This is a genomic window from Hyphomicrobium sp. 802 (assembly GCF_000526135.1).
Classification (GTDB): Bacteria; Pseudomonadota; Alphaproteobacteria; order Rhizobiales; family Hyphomicrobiaceae; genus Hyphomicrobium_B.
In genome coordinates this window covers 2983891-3006259 of the sequence record NZ_JAFM01000001.1, presented here as the reverse complement: position 1 = coordinate 3006259, position 22369 = coordinate 2983891, and the positions used below count along the sequence as shown (strand labels likewise).

The 22369-nt window shown below is 57.6% G+C and carries 23 protein-coding genes and 2 tRNA genes; 11 read left to right on the top strand and 14 right to left on the bottom strand.

Going from position 1 to position 22369, the window contains the following annotated elements; genetic code table 11:
- Window positions 1–68: 68 nt before the first annotated feature.
- Both HYP802_RS0115395 and bamE read right to left on the bottom strand, forming a co-directional pair.
- On the bottom strand, window positions 69–323 hold the full coding sequence (locus HYP802_RS0115395; protein WP_013948278.1) for a hypothetical protein: 255 nt from the start codon (window positions 321–323) through the stop codon (window positions 69–71).
- 165 nt (window positions 324–488) lie between these two features.
- Entirely contained in the window at window positions 489–965 is a 477-nt protein-coding gene (gene bamE, locus HYP802_RS0115390; protein WP_050976786.1) for an outer membrane protein assembly factor BamE, read from the bottom strand.
- Window positions 966–1193: 228 nt separating this feature from the next.
- Between bamE and HYP802_RS22440 the strand changes: the two genes are divergently transcribed.
- The 7 genes from HYP802_RS22440 (at window position 1194) to HYP802_RS0115355 (ending at window position 6373) form a co-directional block, all read left to right on the top strand.
- A complete protein-coding gene (locus HYP802_RS22440) occupies window positions 1194–1712 on the top strand; it encodes a ubiquinol-cytochrome C chaperone family protein (RefSeq protein WP_245261503.1) in 519 nt (172 codons plus the stop codon).
- A complete protein-coding gene (locus HYP802_RS0115380) occupies window positions 1709–2227 on the top strand; it encodes a DUF177 domain-containing protein (protein WP_013948275.1) in 519 nt (172 codons plus the stop codon). Before HYP802_RS22440 ends, HYP802_RS0115380 begins: the two co-directional genes overlap by 4 nt.
- A gap of 259 nt (window positions 2228–2486) precedes the next feature.
- Window positions 2487–3581 (top strand): phosphate acyltransferase PlsX, encoded by a 1095-nt coding sequence (gene plsX, locus HYP802_RS0115375; protein ID WP_013948274.1) that lies wholly within the window; start codon window positions 2487–2489, stop codon window positions 3579–3581.
- Between the two features lie 2 nt (window positions 3582–3583).
- Entirely contained in the window at window positions 3584–4561 is a 978-nt protein-coding gene (locus HYP802_RS0115370; RefSeq protein WP_013948273.1) for a beta-ketoacyl-ACP synthase III, read from the top strand.
- A 158-nt stretch (window positions 4562–4719) separates the two neighbouring features.
- Complete coding sequence (locus HYP802_RS0115365; RefSeq protein ID WP_013948272.1) at window positions 4720–5025, top strand: integration host factor subunit alpha; 306 nt, start codon at window positions 4720–4722, stop codon at window positions 5023–5025.
- A gap of 72 nt (window positions 5026–5097) precedes the next feature.
- Window positions 5098–5628: a MerR family transcriptional regulator gene (locus HYP802_RS0115360; protein WP_013948271.1), complete on the top strand. Its 531-nt coding sequence runs from the start codon at window positions 5098–5100 to the stop codon at window positions 5626–5628.
- A 31-nt stretch (window positions 5629–5659) separates the two neighbouring features.
- The gene (locus HYP802_RS0115355) at window positions 5660–6373 is read left to right on the top strand and encodes a hypothetical protein (protein ID WP_013948270.1); all 714 of its coding nucleotides are present in this window, start codon (window positions 5660–5662) and stop codon (window positions 6371–6373) included.
- 50 nt (window positions 6374–6423) lie between these two features.
- Here HYP802_RS0115355 and HYP802_RS0115350 read toward each other — a convergent pair whose 3' ends face one another.
- Window positions 6424–7692, bottom strand: coding sequence for a hypothetical protein (locus HYP802_RS0115350; RefSeq protein ID WP_013948269.1), 1269 nt, complete (start codon window positions 7690–7692; stop codon window positions 6424–6426).
- The gene (locus HYP802_RS0115345; protein ID WP_013948268.1) at window positions 7685–9058 is read right to left on the bottom strand and encodes an amino acid permease; all 1374 of its coding nucleotides are present in this window, start codon (window positions 9056–9058) and stop codon (window positions 7685–7687) included. Before HYP802_RS0115345 ends, HYP802_RS0115350 begins: the two co-directional genes overlap by 8 nt.
- A gap of 291 nt (window positions 9059–9349) precedes the next feature.
- On the opposite strand from HYP802_RS0115345, the gene HYP802_RS0115340 reads away from it, so the two are divergent.
- Both HYP802_RS0115340 and HYP802_RS0115335 read left to right on the top strand, forming a co-directional pair.
- The gene (locus tag HYP802_RS0115340; RefSeq protein ID WP_013948267.1) at window positions 9350–10396 is read left to right on the top strand and encodes a hypothetical protein; all 1047 of its coding nucleotides are present in this window, start codon (window positions 9350–9352) and stop codon (window positions 10394–10396) included.
- A gap of 175 nt (window positions 10397–10571) precedes the next feature.
- Window positions 10572–10649 (top strand) — tRNA-Pro (locus tag HYP802_RS0115335).
- Window positions 10650–10774: 125 nt separating this feature from the next.
- On the opposite strand, the gene HYP802_RS24015 is transcribed toward HYP802_RS0115335, so the two are convergent.
- A complete protein-coding gene (locus HYP802_RS24015) occupies window positions 10775–11029 on the bottom strand; it encodes a hypothetical protein (protein WP_245261502.1) in 255 nt (84 codons plus the stop codon).
- Window positions 11030–11391: 362 nt separating this feature from the next.
- Complete coding sequence (locus HYP802_RS0115325) at window positions 11392–13008, bottom strand: AAA family ATPase (RefSeq protein ID WP_024276083.1); 1617 nt, start codon at window positions 13006–13008, stop codon at window positions 11392–11394.
- Between the two features lie 201 nt (window positions 13009–13209).
- On the opposite strand from HYP802_RS0115325, the gene HYP802_RS23675 reads away from it, so the two are divergent.
- Window positions 13210–13863 (top strand): hypothetical protein, encoded by a 654-nt coding sequence (locus HYP802_RS23675; protein ID WP_155831244.1) that lies wholly within the window; start codon window positions 13210–13212, stop codon window positions 13861–13863.
- Window positions 13864–15138: 1275 nt separating this feature from the next.
- Here the strand turns inward: HYP802_RS23675 and HYP802_RS0115305 are convergent.
- Window positions 15139–16260: a GSU2403 family nucleotidyltransferase fold protein gene (locus HYP802_RS0115305; RefSeq protein ID WP_024276080.1), complete on the bottom strand. Its 1122-nt coding sequence runs from the start codon at window positions 16258–16260 to the stop codon at window positions 15139–15141.
- A 104-nt stretch (window positions 16261–16364) separates the two neighbouring features.
- Complete coding sequence (locus HYP802_RS0115300; RefSeq protein WP_024276079.1) at window positions 16365–17543, bottom strand: site-specific integrase; 1179 nt, start codon at window positions 17541–17543, stop codon at window positions 16365–16367.
- Between the two features lie 148 nt (window positions 17544–17691).
- Between HYP802_RS0115300 and HYP802_RS0115295 the strand changes: the two genes are divergently transcribed.
- A tRNA-Pro gene (locus HYP802_RS0115295) sits at window positions 17692–17769 on the top strand.
- A 19-nt stretch (window positions 17770–17788) separates the two neighbouring features.
- Here HYP802_RS0115295 and HYP802_RS0115290 read toward each other — a convergent pair.
- The 6 genes from HYP802_RS0115290 to HYP802_RS0115265 are packed head-to-tail and all read right to left on the bottom strand — an operon-like array spanning window position 17789 to window position 22316.
- The gene (locus tag HYP802_RS0115290) at window positions 17789–18817 is read right to left on the bottom strand and encodes an FAD:protein FMN transferase (protein ID WP_013948257.1); all 1029 of its coding nucleotides are present in this window, start codon (window positions 18815–18817) and stop codon (window positions 17789–17791) included.
- Complete coding sequence (locus HYP802_RS0115285) at window positions 18814–19617, bottom strand: DUF4198 domain-containing protein (RefSeq protein ID WP_013948256.1); 804 nt, start codon at window positions 19615–19617, stop codon at window positions 18814–18816. The genes HYP802_RS0115290 and HYP802_RS0115285 overlap by 4 nt, the downstream gene beginning before the upstream one ends.
- Window positions 19618–19640: 23 nt before the next feature.
- On the bottom strand, window positions 19641–20159 hold the full coding sequence (locus tag HYP802_RS0115280; RefSeq protein WP_013948255.1) for a DUF2271 domain-containing protein: 519 nt from the start codon (window positions 20157–20159) through the stop codon (window positions 19641–19643).
- A 20-nt stretch (window positions 20160–20179) separates the two neighbouring features.
- Entirely contained in the window at window positions 20180–20833 is a 654-nt protein-coding gene (locus tag HYP802_RS0115275; protein ID WP_013948254.1) for a PepSY-associated TM helix domain-containing protein, read from the bottom strand.
- Window positions 20830–21633, bottom strand: a complete 804-nt coding sequence (locus HYP802_RS0115270) for a tetratricopeptide repeat protein (protein ID WP_013948253.1) — start codon at window positions 21631–21633, stop codon at window positions 20830–20832. Before HYP802_RS0115270 ends, HYP802_RS0115275 begins: the two co-directional genes overlap by 4 nt.
- Window positions 21633–22316 carry a Fe2+-dependent dioxygenase gene (locus HYP802_RS0115265; RefSeq protein WP_013948252.1) on the bottom strand — a complete coding sequence of 228 codons (684 nt, stop codon included), beginning with the start codon at window positions 22314–22316 and terminating at the stop codon, window positions 21633–21635. The genes HYP802_RS0115270 and HYP802_RS0115265 overlap by 1 nt, the downstream gene beginning before the upstream one ends.
- Window positions 22317–22369 lie beyond the last annotated feature (53 nt).

The following is a 22369-nucleotide window of genomic DNA, read 5'->3' as shown; positions in this document are numbered from 1 at the left end:
CCTACAGACAGAAAAGGCCCCGCGGTCGTTCGCGGGGCCTTTTTGCGTTCAGCACACTGTACAGATGTTTATCCGACGAGCTTGGGATCTTCGCTGTCGTGGACATGACCGATCGCGGCCAAAATGCGCTTGTCGAGAAGCTCAGGCTTCAAGAGCACCTTTTGCGAGTGCACGTCTTTCACCGCCGATAGCGGCACGACGAATTCACCGGCGTTCTCGACATAAAGCACGAGTGAGGTCGGTGTCACTTCGCGGATCGCGCCGATACCGTCTTTGCCGTCCACGAGAAAGGCCATGAAGCCCGCTTGGATTTTTTCGGTCATGGAATACCTGGATTTGTTGCGTTGGCCGACGTTTGGCCTGCGCGCCGGCCATCCGTTTCATTTGCTGCCGGCTCACGTTTTTTCAAGCGCGACCCGGCGGCACCCATCGCGATATAGCAGGTGCTGCCGCGCGAAACGAGCCCCCGGCACGGAGCGAAGTAAACGTCAGCCGCCGCCGAAGAGCTGTTGCTTGCCGAGATTGCGGAAGAGTCCTTTCAGAATGCCTTCGTCCTTGCCGCCCGGCGCCGGTGTCGTCCGGCTGATGAAGTCGAAGACCTTGCCATCTTTCAAACCATAGTTCGCGATGTGGTCGACGGTCGCGCCCTGGTTGAAATAGACTGCAACTACCTGCCGGTTCTCTTCCGTCGGCAAGAAGAACGACTTTTCAGAGTCGGTACTGGAAATATAATAGAACGCGCTGCCATCACCCAGGACCGCCGTTGTGCTTGGCGTTCCGAGCGCGCTCCGCACTTGGTCCTTGCTCATGCCGGACTGGATGGCCTGCAGATCTGTCGGCCGAAATTCAATGCCGTGCTTGGTGATCGTCGGCGCGCCGCAGCCTGAAAGAACAGCTGCTGAAGCCAGCAGGCTCAGCAGAAGCGCTCCTGCTCGATACTGGCGCCTGGTCCCGTTCTGTTGCATTTGTACTTTCATTAGCGGGAATCACCTCGCCCTTTCGGCCACGCGTGTTTAGATTGAGTGCCGAAAGGCAGCAACTGCGCGCCCCCGTGGCCGCACGGCATGTTCCCCAGAATTCACTGGGTCACGCCGCAACCCTCTAGCTTATTAACAGTTGCCCCCAACATGTTGCGATGGCTGAACAAGCGGACGGAAACCGGGCGCAGAGCAAAAGAGCTTTATGGCAGCGTCGTGACCGCTGCGAGACAGCCGGACTTTTATGGTGCGATTGGCGTTCCGGACACACCTGAAGGTCGGTTCGAACTGGTCGCACTGCACCTTTATCTCGCCCTGGAGGGATTGCGCGGCACCGTGCCCGATGCCGCGGGCCTCAGCCAGCGCATGATCGAAATTTTCGTCGAAGACATGGACGATTGCATGCGCGAAATGGGTATCGGCGATCTTGCGGTGCCAAAGAAGGTTAAGCGCGCCGCCGCGGCATTTTATGAACGCGCCACGATTTACCAGAGCGGCGTCGCCGACGTGGAAGATGGCCGCTTGGCCGCCAACCTTGAGCATTATGCATTGCCCGGCGCCGCAAAACGGCAGGATGCAGAGCGCGCGCTGGCAAACTATGTTCGCGCTGCGTCATCGGCGCTAGCCGTGGTGCCGTTTGACGTCTGGGTGCAAAGCGGTGCAGCTGCGCAACTCTTGGACGCGAGCGCTTCAATGATCGGCCAGCACTCAATGATCGGAAAGACTGAGACGTGACGGACACTTTGGATTGGACCGAAAAAACCACCGAAATTCCAGCGGGTGGTTTGAACCGCACGCGAGAGGCGACGGCTGATGAATTGCAGGACGTTGCGAAGGGCCTCGACATCCTCGGTGTTGCGAGCCTGTCGTCGCGTTATCGCATCGTCTCGATTGCAGGCGGCGCGTACCGCCTTTCGGGGACACTCTCTGCGCGCGTAGAACAGGCGTGTGTCGTCTCGCTCGAACCCGTCGCCGGCAAGGTCGAAGCGGCGTTTGACGTCGAGTTCTGGCCCGACCTCAAGTCCGAGGAAAGTGACGAGGATTCCAGCGTTCTAAGCGGCAGCGATGTCGAATTGCTGGAGCATGGGTTGATTCCCGTCGGGCGCATCGTCTTCGAAACGCTGTCGGCATCCCTCGATCCCTATCCGCGGCGCGAAGGCGCGGAATTCTCATGGGAAGATCCGAAATCGGGTCAGGAAAGCCCCAGCAACCCGTTCGCCGCCTTATCGAAGCTTAAGGATAAGCGCTGAACCGCGCGTTTGGTAGCCCCGGTCCGCACCCGGTCAGGCCAAGCTTACGAAGCCGTAAAACGGCCTCATGGCGCTATATGCGAATGAAAAGTCAAGGTAAAGTACTCAGATGTGAGTGGTTCTGTCACGAGGTGCGATTTCGCCTTGTGGGCGGGCTCCAAAAGGATATGGTCTCGCCGAATTTCGGGGACTGATAGGGCCGTAAAGCTGAGTCTGGTGCAGGTGCGCCGAACGCGGCGTTCGCGGCAATCGACAAAGAATGGCAAGCCCAAAGACGATCGCACTCGATGCCATGGGCGGTGATCACGGTCCTGAGGTCGTGGTCCCCGGCGCCGCGCTCTCACTTGAGCGCCAGCCCGCATTGAGCTTTATCCTTTATGGCCAGCAGCCGCGCATCGACGCAGCGCTTGCGCAGCATCCGGCGTTGCGCGCAAAGAGCCGTGTCGTCCACACCGATCTCGTCATCTCGATGGATGAAAAGCCGAGTCAGGCGCTGAGGCGCGGCAAGGGCTCCAGCATGTGGCTGCCGCTCGAAGCCGTGAAAGCCGGTGAGGCAGACGCTGCCGTGTCGGCGGGCAACACCGGCGCGCTGATGGCGATTGCGAAGCTGGTGCTGCGCCCAATCGCAGGCATCGAGCGTCCGGCGATCGCGGCCCTGTGGCCCACAGTGAAATCCGAATGCATCGTGCTCGACGTCGGCGCCAACATCGGCGCGACGGCCAGTCAGCTCGCGGACTTTTCCTTGATGGGCGCCGCGATGGCGCGCGCCGTCTTTCACATCGAGCGGCCGTCTGTCGGCCTGCTGAACGTCGGCACCGAAGAGATGAAGGGCAACGAGGACGTCAAGTCCGCGAACGCGCTTTTGAAGTCGGTCGATGTTCTGCCGCTCGAATACAAGGGCTTCGTCGAAGGCGATCAGATCGGGCAGGGCGCCGTTGACGTTGTCGTTGTCGAGGGCTTCGCCGGCAATATTGCGCTGAAGACGGCTGAGGGAACTGCCAAGCAGATCAGCACCTATATCCGATCTGCGATGATGAGTTCTATCGTCAGCAAGATCGGCGCCTTCTTGGCGCAAGGCGGCTTCCGCGTCCTGAAAGAAAAAATGGACCCTCGCCGCGTCAATGGCGGCACGTTCCTGGGCTTGAACGGTATTGCGGTGAAGAGCCACGGCGGCACCGATGCCTTTGGATTTGCGAGCGCCGTCGATCTTGCGTACGAGATGGCCGATTCCGGCCTGATCGCGCGCCTCACGGCCGACATTGACGGTTTTCACCATAGGCTTTCGGCTGCGGTTGTCAGCAGCGCGGCTCCTGCGCCCCGCGACACGACCGGAAGTTTGCTCGGAAAGGCATAGATTTGGCAATTCTCCGCTCTGTCATTCGCGGCGTCGGCGCACACCTTCCTAAGCGCGTAGTGACGAATGATGATCTCGCGAAAATCGTCGATACAAGCGACGCGTGGATCCGCGAGCGCTCTGGAATTGTCGAACGTCACATCGCCGACGAAAAAGAGCTGACATCCGAACTCGGGGCGGCTGCTGCGAAGCAGGCGTTGATCCGTGCAGGGATCGACCCTGTCGAAATTGATCTCATCGTCTGCGCGACGTCGACTCCCGACCGCACGTTCCCCGCCACGGCGGTGAAAATCCAGACGATGCTCGGCGTCACCAAGGGCGCCGCATTCGATGTGCAGGCCGTCTGCTCCGGCTTTGTCTACGCGCTTACCATCGCCGACAATTTCCTGAAAGCCGGACAATCCAAGCGCGCTCTCGTCATCGGCGCCGAGACGTTCTCGCGTATCCTCGATTGGTCCGATCGCTCCACCTGCGTTCTATTCGGCGATGGCGCCGGTGCGGTCGTGCTCGAAGCGCAGCCGCAGCGTGGCATGCGCGACGACCGCGGCATCATCTCGACGCTCATTCGCTCCGATGGCCGTTTCGAAGAACTGCTGTATGTCGATGGCGGCCCCGGCTCGACCAAGACCGTCGGTCATCTACGCATGAACGGCCGCGAGGTTTTCCGCCACGCCGTTCAGAAGATCTCGGGCGTCATCGAGGAGACGCTCGTTCAAACCGGCTATACGCCCGATGAAATTGATCTCTTCATCCCGCATCAGGCGAACAAGCGCATCCTGGATGGCATCGCCAAAAAGCTGAACGTCGCGCCCGAAAAAATCGTCATGACGCTCGATAAGCACGGCAATACATCGGCAGCCTCCATTCCGCTCGCTCTGAACGACGCTTTCGAGGCTCATCGCATCAAGGAAGGCAGCCTGATCCTAATGGAAGCGATGGGCGGAGGATTTACCTGGGGCGCCGTCCTGGCCCGCTGGTAGGGCCCGTTTTGGTGCGCTGCAGCGTAGAATATCGTTCTTTATCAGACGCTTGTTGCAGCGTACCCAGTTGACCCCGCGGCGAACCGCCGCTACCATCCCCGGCCGAAATGATGTTTCGAGATCATTTTCAAAGTGATGTTCGGCTGGGAGGAATTGGGATGGTGGGCAAGACATTGACGCGGGCTGATCTCGCGGAAGCCGTCGTGGAAAAAGTCGGTTTGCCGCGCAACGAGAGCCAGGATCTCGTCGAGCGGGTGCTCGAGGAAATTTCCGGCAGCTTGGCGGGTGGCGACGCAGTAAAACTGTCGTCGTTCGGCTCGTTCGGCATTCGTCAGAAAGGCGAGCGTGTCGGCCGCAATCCCAAGACGGGCGAGGAAGTACCGATTACGCCGCGCCGTGTGCTCGTGTTCCGTCCGTCCAACATTATGAAGGATAGGATCAACAAAGGCCACGCGAGTCGCTAACACCGCTGTTGCAAGTGCGCGAAACTAAGCGTTCAATTGCAAGGGGTTGTTGGGAACGCGAGGGGGCGAGCCATGAACAAGTCGGCGGAAGCATTTCGCACGATCGGAGAAGTGGCCGACGAGCTCCAGATACCAAAGCACGTGCTGCGCTTCTGGGAAGGACGCTTTCCCCAGATTCGCCCGATGAAGCGTGGCGGCGGTCGTCGTTATTACCGGCCGGAGGATATGGAGCTGCTGCGCGGCATCCGTGCGCTACTCCATGCGGAAGGCTATACAATTCGTGGCGTGCAGAAAATTCTGCGCGAGCATGGCGTCGATCAGGTAAAGGCCGCAGCCCATCGAGTCGCGGCACCTCAGCCAGCACCTACGACCGCTGCGACAGGTCGCAAGCGCGGCCGCAAGCCGATCGCGAAGCCTGCGCCGTCCGTCGTGGCGATCGAGCCGCCGGCGAAAGCGCCGGTTGATTTTGCTGCCATTACGAAAAGCCAGATCCAAAGCGCAATCCGCGAGCTTGAAATCGCCTGCGCTATTCTTCGCGGCCAGCCTATCAATCCGGTCGCCGCACCCGACGATGTGAAGAAATCGCGTGCAGGGCGAACCTAAATCTCCTGCCAACCTCGCTCCGATCTCCGGGATGCGCGAAGCACCCCCCGATATCCGGATATTCTTCGTCGATCTCGACAGCGCGGCTGCTGGCCTCGAAGTCGAGGAGGAACGGACGCCCCGGTTGTCGGCCGCCGATGTCGAGCGCGCGGAAGCGATGAAGAATATCGAGGCACGTCGTCTTTGGCGTGCATCGCGCATCGCAACGCGTATCGCGCTCGAGCGCATCGTCGGCCCTGGGCTGCGGCAAATTCCGTTTGAAATCGAGCCGGGCGGCCGACCGGTTCTACCTGGAAGAGTGGCGCACTTCAGCATCTCTCACACCGGCAGCGCCGCGCTTATCGCGGTGTCGACAAGCCTGCCCCTCGGAGTCGATCTGGAAAGACGCGCCCGGCCGCTAAAGATGTCGCCCGATCGCCGTCACCGCATCGTCGCGGCCGCCGGACGTCTCGCAGCTCAGCCGTCGCTTTCAGCGGATAACAACGATGCGGATGTTATTGCTGCATGGGTCCGGCTCGAAGCTGCAGCTAAGGCGTTGGGCATCGGCATCGGCCGTTTGCTGACGCAGGAAGGAGTCGTCGGCGGCGAAGAGGTGAAGGAAACGGACACCGCGCGGCGCGTGGCGGTTCGAGATCTCACGATTGATGCGGAGCATGTCGGCGTCGTTGCTGCCGAATGCCTTCCCGAAACGCTCGCCGTCGAAATGTTCCCGCATACGACGCTCGACGCGTTCCTGCGCGGCTAAACGAGATCAGCCGCGGTTTCAGCTCGCTGGGCTTATGGATGCAGCCGCGTTTACGGCCCGAAGAGCATCGGAAAGAAGGAGTTGTCGACCGACTTCTGCTTCCGGTACCGATAGCGGCGCTTCGCAGGCCTGTCGGCCGCCGTTTCCGCCTTCCACTTCGAATTCCCCGACGCGCTAGTCTTGACGACCGGCGGTGTCGTCTCATTGAACGCAACCGCAGTCTCGTCCTTGACGGCGAGCAGGACATTCGACTCCGCCGGCCGCCAACGATACCCAAGGCTGAAGTCGATCGGAGTTGTCTTGTCCTTCGCGAAAACCTCATTCAGACGCGCCTGATACTTTCCGGCGAAGAGGCTGATCGGCCCCGCGTACCGCCCATAGGGGTGAAGCTGCCAGCCCTTGGCGAAATAACGGATTGGAATGCCGGAATCGTCTTCCAGCAGCGACACGCTATGCTCCAGCAAGTATGTGCGTACGGTGGAGAAGTTGTCCTCGTGCATGAGATAGGACGCGCTCTTGACGAAGCTGTCACCCTTGCCGAGCGTGTCGCAGAACGTCAGGAAGCCGCTCGACTTCAAGCCGCCATCCGAAAGATCGGTGCTGAAATAGTAGAGCGTGCGCTTGGCGCCGACGCTGGCATCTCCGAAGGTGATCTTGACGCCGCGGCCCGTAGGTTTCGCAATCTTCTCATCAACGGAGTGCAACGTCCCATCGCTCGCCAAATCAAACAGCTCGGCGTCGTAGATCGTTTTGCCGGAGCGGGCGAGGAACGTCATCAGCACGGGCGTCGTGCCGTTGAGCTTGGCGCTGCCAAAGTCGATCCGCATGGAGCGCGTGCGGAAGAAGCTGTAGCTCAGCAATGAAGAAAGCGACGCACGAAGCTCACGAAGCGCGCCAGCCATCTCGCCACGCGAATATTTCCGCAGGTCCGGAATTTGTCCCGGCGGCTCCAACCCTGCCATCACGTAAGTCTTGGCCGACGGAAAGAAAGCGTCTGCGTAGAGATAGTCGGCGCCGCTGAAGAAATAGAACAGCGTCGGCTGCGGATTTTTGAAATCGCGCGACACGAGCATCCGGATTTTGCTCAGTTGACGTTTTTCCAGACCGTCCCAAGCTTGGTTGAAGCCCGCCGCGTACTGCTTCCAAAAGCCATCGTTCGTGTAGGTCTTGAGCGGCGAACCGTCGGACGGCTGCATGCCCGCGATGAACTTGGCGGTGTCGTCCAGGCTTGCGCGAGGTTCGGCACGTGCGGGAATCGACAAAATCGAAACCGCGAGCGCCGCGAAGGCGATCGCTGCGGTCACGCGCATTCTAGCCATGTTGGGTCCTATCGAGATCCTGACCGAGCATCGGGCGCCGCTGCGCATAAGCATACACGGCTAAACCCGTCATCATAATGACGAGACCAGCCAGAGACTGCAGAGGACGCTCTACGATGAGGTGATACATCATGAAGGCAGTTACGCCGAGAAAGATAAACGGCGTGAGAGGGTAACCCCACGTCTTATATGGCCGCGGTAGATTGGGTTCTTTCCAGCGCAGGATGATGACGCCAATCACGGCGAGGAACGAGCAGAGCGTCAGGCTGAATTGAATCGTATCAAGCACAGCTTCGAAACTCTGCGTCATCAAAAGCACGCTGACGATCGCGAGCTGTAGCAGGATTGCATACGTCGGAACGCCGTTCTTGCTGGTGAGAGCCAAGGCGCGGAATAGCGCGTGATCCTTGCCCATCGCCATCGTGACGCGTGGCCCGATCCAGACCATGGCGCTGATCGAGGAAATGAGCCCGATACAAATGAGCGCGCCGACGATCATTCCGCCGAGCTGACCGAAGATGTGCTTGCCCGCGATCATCGCAACGTCGATCTGGCCCGCCATCGCTGAGATCGGCGTGGTGTACAGAAAGACGGCATTAAGCGCGACGTAGCAGCTGATGACGATGACGGTCGCGGCAATGATCGAGCGTGGCAGGCTGACGGCAGGCTCGCGAATTTCGCCTGCGATATAGGTCGCGGCATTCCAGCCCGAGTAGGCGTACATCACGAATACAAGGCTAACGGCGAATGGCGCGCTGGCGATGTAATTGAAGTCCGCCGCTGAGGGCGCAAACGAGATCGGCTGCGGCACGCCATAGGCAAGTCCTGCGACGATCAACGCGATGATCAGCGTCCCTTTGATGATCGTCGAGATATTTTGGAATTTGCTCGAATGCTTGATGCCGCTCAAATGGATGAGCGTCACCGCCCAAACGACAGCAAGCCCCAGAAGGAGCGGGGGTGCACTGGGAATGATCCCCTCGAAATACACGCCGAAAGCCATCGCGGCGAGCGCGATAGGCGCCGAAAAACCGAGCGTCGCCGAAATCCAGCCCGCCAGAAACCCGACGGCGGGATGATAAATGCGCGATAGGAAATTGTATTCCCCACCCGAACGCGGAAATGCGGCCGCCAATTCGGCATAAGCCAGCGCACCGCAGAGCGCAGCAATTCCGCCGACGACCCAGAGCATCAGCACCGAAAAGGCTGACGGAATGGTCGCGACCTGAAATCCGAGACTGGTAAAGACACCGATGCCGATCATATCGGCGACGGCGAGCGCGGTGGCGGTGACCGTCGAAACCGTGCGGACATCAAGTCCGGATGTTACGGAAGACGGTGCACTGATGGATGCGGCAGTTGTCATGATTGAGGCTTAACCAAGGCCAGCTTGCGGACAGTATTGACTCGCTAACGTTCCAACAACTGCCGCAAAAACATGTTAAATCCGAGTTGCCAAAATACATCTAAGAGGCGAGTGCAGAACGTTTTTCGAGCACGATTATGGCAATTGCCAAATCATGGTTGCCGCATTGGTCGGCTTTTGCCTCACGAATTGAACAATTTTGGACTTTAGAGCGACACATTCGTTTTTGCGGCGCGCTCCGCCCACTATTCTGTCAGAGGGTAAATGCGATTCGAATGATGGCCGTATCGAATGCGGGGGCGCTATGGCATCGCGCCGGCGGCAATGAATAACGGACGCAGGCAATTCCTCGCACGCACGCTCGGTGCAGGCGCCGCCTGGACGCTTGGCCTCGCTTCGGCCGACGCCAGCCAAGGAAAGCCGCGCCCCATCGTTCCGTCGAAGACGCTGGTTCAGTCGCGCAGCCGGCCAACGAAAGTCGACAAGACCGCTCTCGTCCATTTCGATACCGCCCCGTTCCCCTACCACGGCATGCTGCCCGGCACGAACGTGCCGTTTCTCAACGTCAACGAGAACGGCCGCTTGGGCCATCGCACCAATTCAGGGCGACTGTACTGGGAAGATCAAACGTACGACGACAACCGGGTGCTGCTGCACATTCCGAAAGGCTTCGATATCCGCCGCCCGGCGCTGATGCTGGTTTTCTTTCACGGCCACGGCGCGACGCTGCAGCGCGACGTCCTCGCACGCCAGAAGGTCCCGGCGCAGATTACAGCATCGAACGCCAACGTCGTTCTGGTCGCGCCGCAACTTGCCGTCGATGCGCGCGATTCGAGCGCGGGGAAATTCTGGCAACCCGGCGCTTTCGGCCGCTTTATCGGCGAAGCGGGTCAGCATCTGGCGCGCATGTTCGGCGACCGCCGATCACTGCGCACATTTGCCAGCATGCCGATCATCGTCGTTGCCTATAGCGGCGGCTACGTCGCGGCCGCGTCGGCCATCGAGAAGGGCGGTTTGAAAAAACGCGTGCGCGGCGTGGTGCTGCTGGACTCGCTGTACGGCGACCTCGACAAGTTCGCACATTGGATCGAAGCCGACCCGTCGGCGTTTTTCGTCAGCGTTTATCTCAGTTCGACGCGCAATCAGAATGCCCAGCTTGAAGACATCCTGGCTGCGCACGACGTTGATGTCAGCGGTCAGATCAACACGCGGCTCGCGTCCGGCGGCGTCGCCGTAGTTCCCGGCGGCGGGGGCCGTCACCGCGATCTCGTGACCCACGCCTGGGTCGATTACCCCATCATCGACCTGCTGCAGCGCCTCCCCGAGTATCGACGTTAAAGCATGCCGCCTTTCCGCAGGAGCGTCGCAAAACAATGAGCGGCCGACCGACGCGGCGGGGGAGGACACCGCATCCGTCCTTGACGTGCGGATGTGTTCCGGGTACCCAACCGGCAGACCGGGACGGTCTTCCCATGCAATTTTGAGTTGCGGCGGCCGTCAAGATTTTCCAAATCGGAGCGTAGCGCAGCCTGGTTAGCGCACCAGTCTGGGGGACTGGGGGTCGGAGGTTCAAATCCTCTCGCTCCGACCATTCTTTTCAAGGCGTTGCGAGATCGCCTGTCGGCGTCTCGCGTTTTTAGGTAGCGCATAGGTAGCGCAAGACGTGCGCTTGGTTCGTAAAGCGAAGTTCGCCTCTCGACTTCGTCCCATCTCATTTCACACGACTGTTGCGACATGTTTGCCCTTCGAGACACTGTCGTCACGTTTCAGTTTTCCTTCTCTCATCAGTAGGCCCAGGACGCTCCAGGCAAGATAGTCCTTAGAGCCGCCGCCATAGTCGCTCTGAAGCCCCAAAGCTTTCGAGGCATCTGAATTCGTGATGCCAGCCTGATTGGCCTTCGCGAGTTCAAGTATCGCTTCTTTCAGAAGAGCTACGCCGATCTGCGCCTTTTCTCTGACGCCTGTTGGCACGTTTAGAGTCTCTCTTACTCGACTGCGTATGCCAGAGGGCACTACAGCGTTGGTTAGTAGCCCACCAGTCGCTTCTGTCCCGAATGCAGCAATTAACTCGGCCTCTAGTCGTACAGCCTGCAACTCACTCAGGTCTTCAGCCAGTATGGTCACCAGAACATTCGATCCATTGTCGAGGATCGCACGTATTCGGAGACCCTTCGGAGTTTCGTCAGGCCTTACGAGGTGGTCGTATGCTCGGGTGCCGGTGCCCTTTCCAATGTAAAACGCGCGCGCTGGGTTAAGTGTAGGATCCTTGAGCGCGTAGACATAGTAGCCCCCATGCATGTCACCCAATCTAGCCTCAGAGATCTCAGCTCAGTCTAAGCTCGCGCAAAAATGCAGCTTTCAAGCTCCGTGTAAACGCTCGTGTCTGGTGTGGTCAGGGCAGCAAGATCGAGTTTGAAAGCATCAGTCCCATAATTGACGTCTACGCCACACAGCATCTTTAGGGCGTTTGCGTGCATCTTAACGTCGTCGTCTGCGATGTTCGTAATCAGCGCATCGTATGCAGTCTCGTCGAAGGACCTGCCATGCTTGGTGCAATAAGCGATCAGCAATTCTTTATCGAATAGATAGTTCTCGATTTCCCATCTGCGAAGAATTCGAAGCGACGCGTCGCCCTTTGACAGAGACTCTTGGCGTTCTGCCTCAGAAATAGACTTGCCAGACCCGAAGTCGCGATCTTTTAGGACCCAGATTTCAAGCTTGGGCAATGCCTTTGAAAGGACACGCAGAGCAATGGACCGACGCTGGTCCAATTCAGTGTTGCCGCCGCTTGACACAAACAGAGTTTGATCATGCGACTCGCCAAAAACTAAATTGTACACTTTCGCATCCAATCCAAGCTCTTTACCGCCTGAGCCTGGTACATCGCGACCTTCACAGTATATGAGCCGCTGAGGGCTCAGTAGTTCTGTGAGATCGTCGAGAGCGGTAGCAAAAATCGTCTGCCACACTGTGGGAGAGGGTTTCAGGGGAGCAAGGTCTATACGTTCCGAGGCGTATCGCTTGTTGGGAGGGAAATAGATTATCTGGCTCTTATCGCGCAGATCTTTCTGCAATGCGCGAAGGAAGCCGATGCTGTGTGTGGCGAGCCAGATCTGACAATTGGGTCCGATGAGAGAATCAATTTCCTTCAAGAGCTTGCGCTGGATCGCGGTGTTTATGTGCAACTCAGGCTCGTCGATAAGAAATATCGTGTCGTCGTAGTCGGGCTTGCGAAGGTAGAGATCAACAATGATATCGACTGCTTCCTTCTCTCCTGCAGAGAGATAGTTGAATTCAATGGGTGAAGGGTGGTCGGCCTTTTTGAAATATAATGTCCCCTGATTGTTCTCGACGTTGCCGAGGTGATCAATTTCGAGGTCGAGACACCGGTTGAGCGATTTGTTGATCTCGCCAATGATGTGAGCGGCTGCGCCCAGGAACGTCGAATTGCTCTCTCTAAGGTACTTGTTAAATGCTCCGAGGAGGCGTCGATAATTATCCTCCATCTTCTGATCGAGGTCAGCTGTTACCGATGCGCCAAATTCGTTCGTCCCAATCGCGGGTACAGCCTTGGTCGCGCTAATCTTGACCTGAGAATTGTAGCGATAGCAGCTTCTGAACGAAAACAGAGTGTTCTGTTTTTCTATGCCTAAAGCCTGCTTTTGTCGAACGACCTTATCGAAGGCGCCTTTGTCAAAATCCACAAGAATTGAAGAGGTGGTTGCGTAAGCTGCGCCGGTCATCGAATGATACTCTACCGCCCTTGCTTTACTTCCAATCATGCGCTGTTGGCTTATGTACTTGTAAAGCAATGCATCGAGCACACTGCTCTTGCCACAGCCGTTCGGACCAACGAGTGCAATTATGCGCTTTGGTGATTGCCCGAGGTCGATGATGAGATGATGGAACCGTTTGTATCCATCTTTGATTTCAACGCGCTTGATTAGCAAAAGCGGCCTCCTTTTTATCGGCACTCGATCTAAACAATGGTATCACCAAGCCCGCAGGTGTTGCTCCTGTACTTTTTTGAAAACTTGGGGCTAATTCTCCATCACTGCGTATGGTGTGACAGGCTCCCGATGTGAATCAAATCGAGTGTGTCTTGCTGATCAATTCTGAATGCAATATCGTGGGTAGTTGAGGATTATGATATGTTAGGCCGTATACTCGGATTTGCATTACTCGTCCTTCTCAATGCGGTGACGATTCAGGCAACCCATGGCCGTGCTGGCGAAATCTTAACTCCGCAGAAATTAATCGACTATGGTCAGATTAATGATGATCTTAAGAGCGCATGGAATCGCAAGTGTATGTTTCATCAAACGCGGGAATGTGCCGAGGAGCGATCTCAAATCGTATGGGAACCAACATTCTACAACATCTCTGGGTCAATTCGCTGTAAAGTGACTTATGTCGAAAACGCAACCAGAATGGAACATGTTGTTGACTATTCTTACGCAACTCGTGTCGTAAATCTCGATATCCCGAAAATGCTTGTTTGTAAGACTGATGCGGGAAATCGAATTCATATTGACGCTCAAAATGATGGGTGTGATGGGCCTTTTGGAATAGATCCATTAGCACCAGATCACGGTTCATCGCCTAGTGAAACACCAAAGAAAAATTTGCATCTTTGCGTCAAGCAGCCGGTTTATGTCGATGACATTATCACCGTCGAAACATCGGCGGCATTAGTCGATACGGGGCCTGGCGAAGGGTCGGGTAATATCGATGAACATACTCTTGTGCAACTCTTCATGGGTGGGGAACATGGCGCACCCGTCACAGTCAAGGTGCAGAAATGAGCCTTAGTCCAAATTACTCAAGATACGAGTGCTATGGTTCATCCTTTTGACTTCAATTTCTTCCTCGTCGGTCGTTTGGTGCTGCCTTTCGATGCGTTGCTAGCCTAAGCTTGCATGAAATCAAAAGGCATCCCCGATGCCGTCAGGAGTTATTGAAAACTCTTGTATAGGGATATGTGCCTTTGCACCGCTTGCCTGATGAATGAAGCAATCGAAAGGTGATTATCGGATGCGACTTTACGAAGGGCGTCCATTAGCTCTTCGTTACATAAGAAGACGAACGCCTTCCCATGTCGCGTGGCTTTACGATTTCTTGCTGTTGTACTTAGCGACAGTTTTCTGCCTCCTTATTTCCATTTCTAAATTCACGACGCTATCGACGATACGGGCGTACTCAGTGGGACTGAGGTGATGCGACTCAAGCATCCCTCTCATCGCACCTGAACATCTTTCTAACTGGGTTATCTTGTCTGGCGCTTCCATCTCAACATCCATATTTTCGGTGAATTAGGCAGTTTAGTTTAACGGCCGTATCTATTTAGGAAATGCTGGATATCTAAATCCCAAGCCAATGCCGGCATTTCGCGGCGTAAAGGTTGAGGCTAAACAATCATCAAAATACCTATATTATCGATGTTCGAGGGCACACTTATGCCGTTGATGGCACAAGAGTGCTCTGGGAATATTATCGCTGTCCCGAGTAACACAATGAATATGAGCAACTCTCGTATTCGAGAGAAAGGGCGGTTACGCTGTCTCCTTTAATGCTCAGCTTTAGTAACGCAGCCTACGTTTGCTATTCATCGACTCGCATAGGCTTGAGGGTCGCAAGTGTCGGCGTTGCCCTCTCGTGACGCTGCAGCTGCTATCAAGATATCAAGAGGTGAGCGTCTTTCGTGTAAGTACAGTACGGTCTAGCCCCCACATCTTCTGTGGCAGGTCTAAAAAGACAGCTTTCACCGAGCTGAGTTGCCTAGTTACCGCCTATTCGCGGGCCAAGGGGTGTCGAGTTTCAGACCACACCAAGTCTATGAGCGACGGGCGCAATATAGCGCTGCTATTACTTATATGCAGGCAGCGCTTACTTTGGGTCCCTGACGAAAGAAAAGAGTGAGTTATTACGTCGCGGCCCTAATGGAAAGTAATCCATGTGTGCTCGACGAATTGCGCCTTATATCCCGTGCAATTATGGGAGAATACGCAATCGAAGTTATGGCCACGGCGAAGTTGGTCTTTGAGAGGGGCGAGGAGACCGTCGAGCTTCGTCAGTTCGAGTTACCGTCTTTGTGAGCGAGAGGACGATTTAGTAACTTTCGGTTCTTCTGTAACCTTCCTGCGCGACGAGTTTGACCGTACCAAAGGCCGCTCAGAAACCGAGAATTTCCCTGCCTCCAGCTTAGTTACAATGAGTGGTAAGCGTCCTTGGCGTGTATCGCGTCCAATCTCTTTCAGCGAGGCGTTAATAGCCGTTTTCCAAGCCCTTCCACGTCCTCTGGCGTCATCAAGTGCGCTTTGCAGTGAGTGCTCATTCGTCTCGAGCAGAATGTCTAGAAGGTCACGCGCCTGATCCAAGTCCTTCTTCTTCTTTGCCGCAAACTTTCCTCGCCTTTCCTGAGCTATCAAAAGCTTGTGGACCGCATATCGCTCTGGCGGCGGAACTCTCACTAGGACGCCAGCGCCATACAAGGCGACAGCTTCCATACTGTCCTCTGCAAGATATTCCATAAACGTCAGTGCTTCGGCTGAGCAGCTAAGCTCTTCCACTAGGACCGGGCTTGTTCTGCCCCGACGATAGGTTGTGAGAATGTCGACTGAGAAGTTGGCGTTCGATCGAAACACCTTGGGCAGCTTATCATTGATGCTCATCTGAGCTTTGAAAGTGGGATCAGCTCGTTGAAGGATCTCTTCGATATCCTTCTTTTCTTCGTTCGCTACGAATGACGCGATTAGCAGATCGGCGTCGTTGGTCATAACTGCAGCACCCGGCAAATGGTATCCGAGTATGCAAGCGTAGGTTTGAAAGGCTGCCGTGCCTACCAGTGTCACGCCTTGGCTAAATAGCCCGGCGTTGGCAACGACCTCTAGAACGCGTCCCAAGTAGAGCGATGGCGCCGGAATACGCGCTTGCTTTAGGAGCGATACAGTTGATCGTAGAGCTTTAGCTTGTTCAGCTCCTTGTCTAAGCGCGGCTGCCTGTTCTGCAACTGCTGAGTCATCTGCTGGTCCAAGATAGGTCTCGGTTCTTTCTAAGCCATCTTTGTTGACTACGTAGAGATATTCCCTTCCACGGCGCTTTCGAGCGACCACAGAGCCATGTTCGTGAGTGGATGCTCGTACATTCTGCGCCAAGTCTGCGTAGAGCGTGACAAAGTTTAATGGTATCGGCTTCAGAGCCATGACCGCGTTGCCCACTATTTTGCAATTCTGTGGGCAACCGCTTTGCCCTGGTTGCCCACTATTTTGCATTTCTGTGGGCAACGTACAAGAGAGAGCAGAGAAGGCTAGCACTCCATGTTAGTTAGCAGGTCAATATGCGCAGCCCATCTTTGAAGAGCGTCTCGCTTTTCATCGAGGTAGTCGTGTCTGTCGTATATTGCTGCGACCGAGCTTCTCACTGAGCCCTTATGGTTCAAAATATGGTCTGCGACGTGAGGCGGGACCTTTAGCGCTGCAAGCCCTGTATTCACAGTTCTGCGAATGTCATGAATGGTCCAATTCTTAGTTCCGCTTAGCTTGTCTAGACGCCTCTTCCACTTGCTGAAGCCAGAAACGGCCTTATTCGACCGGCCCCGCGCTGGGAACACAAGTTGGTCGTTGAGACACGGGATCTCTTGAAGCACCTCAACAGCGTGGCTGGTCAAGGGCACAAGATGCACTCGCTTTGATTTGTTTGAGAGGGAAGGCTGGGTCCAAAGGCCGGTGTCTAGATCGATATCGACCCAGCAGAGCCTTGATACCTCGCTTCTTCTTTGACCTGTCAGCAACAGCAGTTTGATCAGCGATCCAAAGGGGTAGCCAATTGAGTGGGCGGCCTTCCAGATACGCGCGACCTCTTCGTTGGTTAAGACCCTCTCACGTGAGTAGGTTTGGGCTGGCTGCTTCAAACCTGCGCAAGGACTGATGCCAAGTTCCCCGCGCTCTACACACCAGTTGAATAACCGGCGCAAAGCAGCGAAGGCATGATTGGCAGCGCTTGGGCCGTTTTGGACGACTAACTCGTCCAAAGCCTCAGCTATGTGATGCTTCGATATGTCATGCAGATGCATGCTCTTCCATCGAGGGCAGAACTCACGTTCCAGGATCCGCTCGGTCTCGTTCCAGGCCTTTGTGTTGGGCTTGGCATACTTTTCGATAAAGGCGGTGGCGGTCGCTGGGAAAAGGCTAGACCGGTAGCGCTCGCGTTCAAGCAGCTTCCTAGCCTGAGGGTCTTTGCCTGCGGCAACGAGCTTGAGGGCCTCACTTGTCCACTGGCGCGCACTCTTTAAAGAAACGACCGGATATCGACCAATCGTGTAGCGCCTAGGGTGGCGGCCAATGCGATACAGGAAAACGAACGCCTTGGTGCCGCCAGGCGACACACGTATTGCCAAACCTCGTGTGGAAGGGTCGAAAACCTCATATTGAGACGCACGAGGCTTGAGGTGCTTGATGTCGAGATCGGTCAATGTGCGAGATGTCATTGTGACTGCCCCGCCTTCGAAGGGGCAGCAACTCGCGTTCTGCTAGGTAGCGCATAGGTAGCGCCAACCCTGCGCTGTACCATGCGAGCCTTCCCTGCAAGATTTGAAAATATGTGACAAATCAGTCGGTTAAAGTGAGTGGTCCAGGGGGAGAGTAGCGCAGCCTGGTTAGCGCACCAGTCTGGGGGACTGGGGGTCGGAGGTTCAAATCCTCTCGCTCCGACCATTCTTTTCAAAACATCGCGTCAGTACAGCATCTGCGCCAGGGCAGGCGTGATGCGTTCCGTAAGGGCACGGCCGTCGAAGGACACGAACCGGGCCGCGAACCCATTTGCCGCTGCGAATGCCGGCCCTTCCTCAGGTCCCAGCACAGTAAGCGCCGTTGCCAGCACGTCAGCGGTCATGCAGTCGTCCGTGACGACGGTGACCGAGATCAGGTCGTGCGCGGTCGGGAACCCGGTCCGTGGATCGACGGTGTGGGCGTAGCGGCGGCCGCCGTGCTCGAAATATCGTTGCTCGTCGCCGCTGGTCGCAACGGAAAGCCCTGCGAGCGCAAGCACGGTCTCGGGGTGGGTCCCATCAGCAACCTGTGTATGGCGCGGCCGTTCGAATTCCACCCACCAGGGCGACCCGTCCGGTTTTAGTCCTTCGCCTCTCAGTTCTCCTCCGATCTCGACGAGAAGATTGCTGACGCCAGCGACGCGCAGCACCGAGACGACCTCATCAACGGCGTAGCCCTTGGCGATGGCGCAGAGATCGAGCCGCACGCCGCCGGGCTGAAACACGCGCCGGTTTTCCTTATCGAGCGTCACGCTACGCCAACCGGACGCTACACGCGCTGCATCGAGCGCCGCCCCATCCGGCAAGCCGGGCGCAATGTGAAACGGACCAAAGCCCCACAGATCGACAATCGCGCCGACCGTCGGATCATAGGCGCCGCCCGTTCGCTCCGCCCAGGAGAGCGCGCTGGAAAGCACCTTGAAGAACCCGTCAGCCAAAGGATGCCACGTTCCGGCGGGCGCAGCATTGAAACGCGAGAGAGCCGATGCCGGATCCCACGGGCTCATCTCGGCGATCACCTGCGCCAGCACGCGTTCGATCCCGCATCGAAGGGCACCGACGTTGGCGTTGCGCGGGAGCGCCATCTTGGCGCTCCATGTCGTTCCCATCGTTTCGCCGCCGATCTGACACACCGACAGTGTGCGCAGCGCTGCGAGCGTCGCGGGTATCGGCGTTCGGCGCGGGATCAAGACCCGCCGCGCCGAAGCCGTCATTCCGGAAGCACCTCAAGCGTTGCCGCATACGTCGAACGGCGCTTGCTCGCTTCCTTGACGCTGGGCTTGTCGTCGGTGACGCTTGCTTCCATCCAGTATAGGCCGGCTTCAGGCCACTTGACCTTGAACACCCCATCCTTGTCTGTCGTCACCGAGAAATCGCCCGGCTGATTGCGATAGCGCACGCCGCCAGGCACGATCTCGATCTTCGTATCTGCCGCAGGCTTGCCGTCGAGCAGAAGCCTGAAGCTCGCTTCGTCGTTGGCCACGAGATCATTCGGGTGCGTGATCGGCTGCATTTCGAGGCCCTTGCCCACGGGCTTCAGAGCGGTCTCGTCGGTCTTGCCCGCCGTCACGAACGTTTCCATGCGACGCTGCGATTGGATCACGACAACGTCGCTCGCCGAGGCCGGGATTTCCTTCAGGTTTTCGACCTTGCCGCGCCAGCGCTTCTTCTCGCCATTATCGGTATACTGTGCCATCAGGCGGTCGTCGACGAGCGCGATGCGATAGGTGCCGGGCGCTTTCAGTGGAATGTCGAAGGTGCTGCGAAGCTTGCCGGAGTTCGCATTTTCAGGCGCGATTGTCGATCCATCCGGCGCCGTGATCTGCAGGCCGTCGAGGGGAAGAGGACGGAATTCAAAATAAAACAGATCGTTCGAGACCGCAGCGTCCACGGTGACGAACGTGTCTTTGGCAGACAAAACGGTCGCTGACGGCCGCAACCATGCCCGATGGGCGTCAGCCGCTGCCGGAATAAGAAATGCGAACGCCGCTGCGGCGTATACGAGACGTTTCATGGTTCGCGGTATCCCAGATTGCATCATGGTTTCGTGCTGATAGTGATGGTTCCGAGTTCGTGCTCGCCTTTGCCGCTGAGCGTTGCCCCTTTTTGCAGCGGCCATTGCACCGGGATCTTCACGACCTCGCGGCCGCCGACTTCGCGCGCTGCTTCGACGACGAGCTGGTATTGGCCCGGAGCAAGCCCGCTCAAGATTTTGTTCTTGTCGTCGTCGATGCTGATTGAGTGTGTGCCTGGCGCGCGCGTTGCGCTGGTCAGTCCATCGGCCGGGAGCTTCAACTCGCGGCCGGCGCGACGCCACCACTGGCGGAGGTCTTTAAGCCACTTTTCGCCTTCGTTGCGCTTGTTGGCGATGTCGTACCAAACGGCGAGGTTGGCAGCGACGTGCCGGTCCGGACCTTCAAGCCACACCGCCACATACGGCTTGTGGTACTCGGCAACATCGAGGCGAGGGACCTCGACCGAAATTTCGAGATCTGCGGCGAGCGCCGGCGTTGCAGCAAGACCGGTAAGCCCGACGGTCAAAAAGAGAGTTCGCATTCGTTTTGTTGCCTCGTGTGTCAGTGGATGAGCAAAATCGCAATCAGGATCGGGATGACCACGCCCAACCCGACGACCGGCCATGTGCTCGGTCGTCCGCGTGCGTACATTTGCAGGAGCAGGAGACCCGTCACACAGAATGCAACGCAGCACAGCGCAAAGACGTCGATGAAGATGCCCCATGCGGTGCCGACGTTGCGCCCTTTGTGTAGATCGTTGAGATAGGCGATCCAGCCGCGATTGGTCTTCTCGTAAGTGAGTTCGCCAGTTTCGCGGTCGATCGAGATCCACGCATCGCCACCCGGACGGGGCAGCGTCACATAGGCCTCGTCGTCCGACCATTCGACGTCGCGGCCGTCGACATCCACGCCGGTTGCGGCTGCGATCCCTGCTACGGTCGCAGCAGGAAATGGCGACCGTCCCTTTGTCGGAGCGCTTTCCAGCGGCTTCAGACTCGATTGATCAAGCGTAGCCTTCACCGTCGTGACTGAAGGCTTGGCTTCGATGCTCGCCGCATGATTGAGCGTAATGCCCGTCACCGCGAAAAGCAGCATCGTGACGAGGCTAACCGCACCGCTGATCCAGTGCCATTGCCGCAGCTGCCGCATCCATTCAGCACGCCGGTTGGAGCGTTCCGCGCGTCGCATCTGAGCATCTGGCACGTTGATATTCACGCTCGCGGCTCCCGCGCCGTTGGGGGCATATCGAAACCAATCCCGCGGATCTTCTCGATGGGGTGGTTGCGCAGCATGGCGAGAGCATCGCGGCGGTATTTATCAGGCGCCTGCGCCAACGACGCGCGAAACGATTTTTCGGCTTCGTCGATGCGCCCCAATGCGACGAGGTATCGTGCATGATGGAACTGGCCGCGGAAACATCCGCGCTGGGCGGCACGCGCAAACCATCGCGCTGCCGCTTGCGGCTTCGGCGCGCCGATCACGCCGTCTTCGCGAAATCGGCCGAGCATGTTCATGGCCTTGGGAACGCCGCGCCGCGCTGCGCTGACGAGCAACGATAGGGCGACGCGCGGGTCGCGATTGCCGCCGTGACCACGCGCCAGGAGCTTGCCGAGATTGTACTGCGCCCAGGCGTGTCCTTTATCGGCCGCGAGACGAAACCAGCGAATGGCTTCGTCCGGATCGGCGGCAACAGCCCAACCGCACTCATAGCAGCGGCCGACCATGTTGAGCGCGTCGGCATTACCGCTGTGAGCTGCAATCCTGAACCAGCGTAGCGCCGCTTCGGGATCGCGTTCGACGCCATGCCCCTCGTGCAGCATATAGCCCCACGCAACCTGCGCCTTCACCGCCCCGTTCACGGCTTCGGAGCGCACATATCGAGCCGCCGTCTCCGGATCGCGCGTGATGCGAAGCGCAAAGCCCTCTTCTGTTTCGCGGATGTAGAGCGGCTGATACCGAGCGCCTGGCTGGGGGATCGATAGCTCGAAATCCTCGTCTATTAAATCGTGTTGCATCACAGTTCAGCCCAGTGCCGCAACAGATTGTGGTAGTGGCTGGTCAGCCCCAACACGCCCGGCTGATCGTCAGGAAGGACGGCGCGAACGTCGCGGATCGCCGCGTCGAGATCGAACAGCAACGCGCGCCGCCCGTCGTCCTTGATCATCGATTGGGTCCAGAAGAACGATGCCCAGCGGCTGCCGCGCGTGATCTCTGTCACGCTGTGCAGGCTCGTCGACGGATAAACGATGGCATGTCCGGCCGGAAGCTTGACGGTGTGCGAGCCGTACGTGTCGACGATGACCAGCTCGCCGCCGTCGTAGTCTTCAGGCGGGCTCAGGAACAGCGTCGTCGAGACGTCGGCGCGCATGCGCATTCCGGCACCTGGAACGGCTCGGATCGCACCGTCGACGTGCGCGTGGAATTTCATGCCCGCGTCGTAGCGGTTGAACAGCGGCGGCAGCACGCGCAATGGCAGAGCTGCGGAATTGAACGTCGGATTACGACCGAGTGCACGCAGGATGATGTCGCCTGCCTCCATGGCCGCTTTAGAGCCTTCGCGGATTTGCAGATTATGCTTGGCACTGGCGGCCTGCTCGCCTGCCGTCTCTTTGCCGTCCACCCAGGCCGACTGTTCGAGAATGTTGCGGACGGTCGCTACCTCTTCCGGCTTGAGCACGTCAGGAATTTGAACAAGCATCGGTAACTCATAAAATGGTGCGCAGGAGGGCGTTGGGCGCCCTCCTGCTGGTT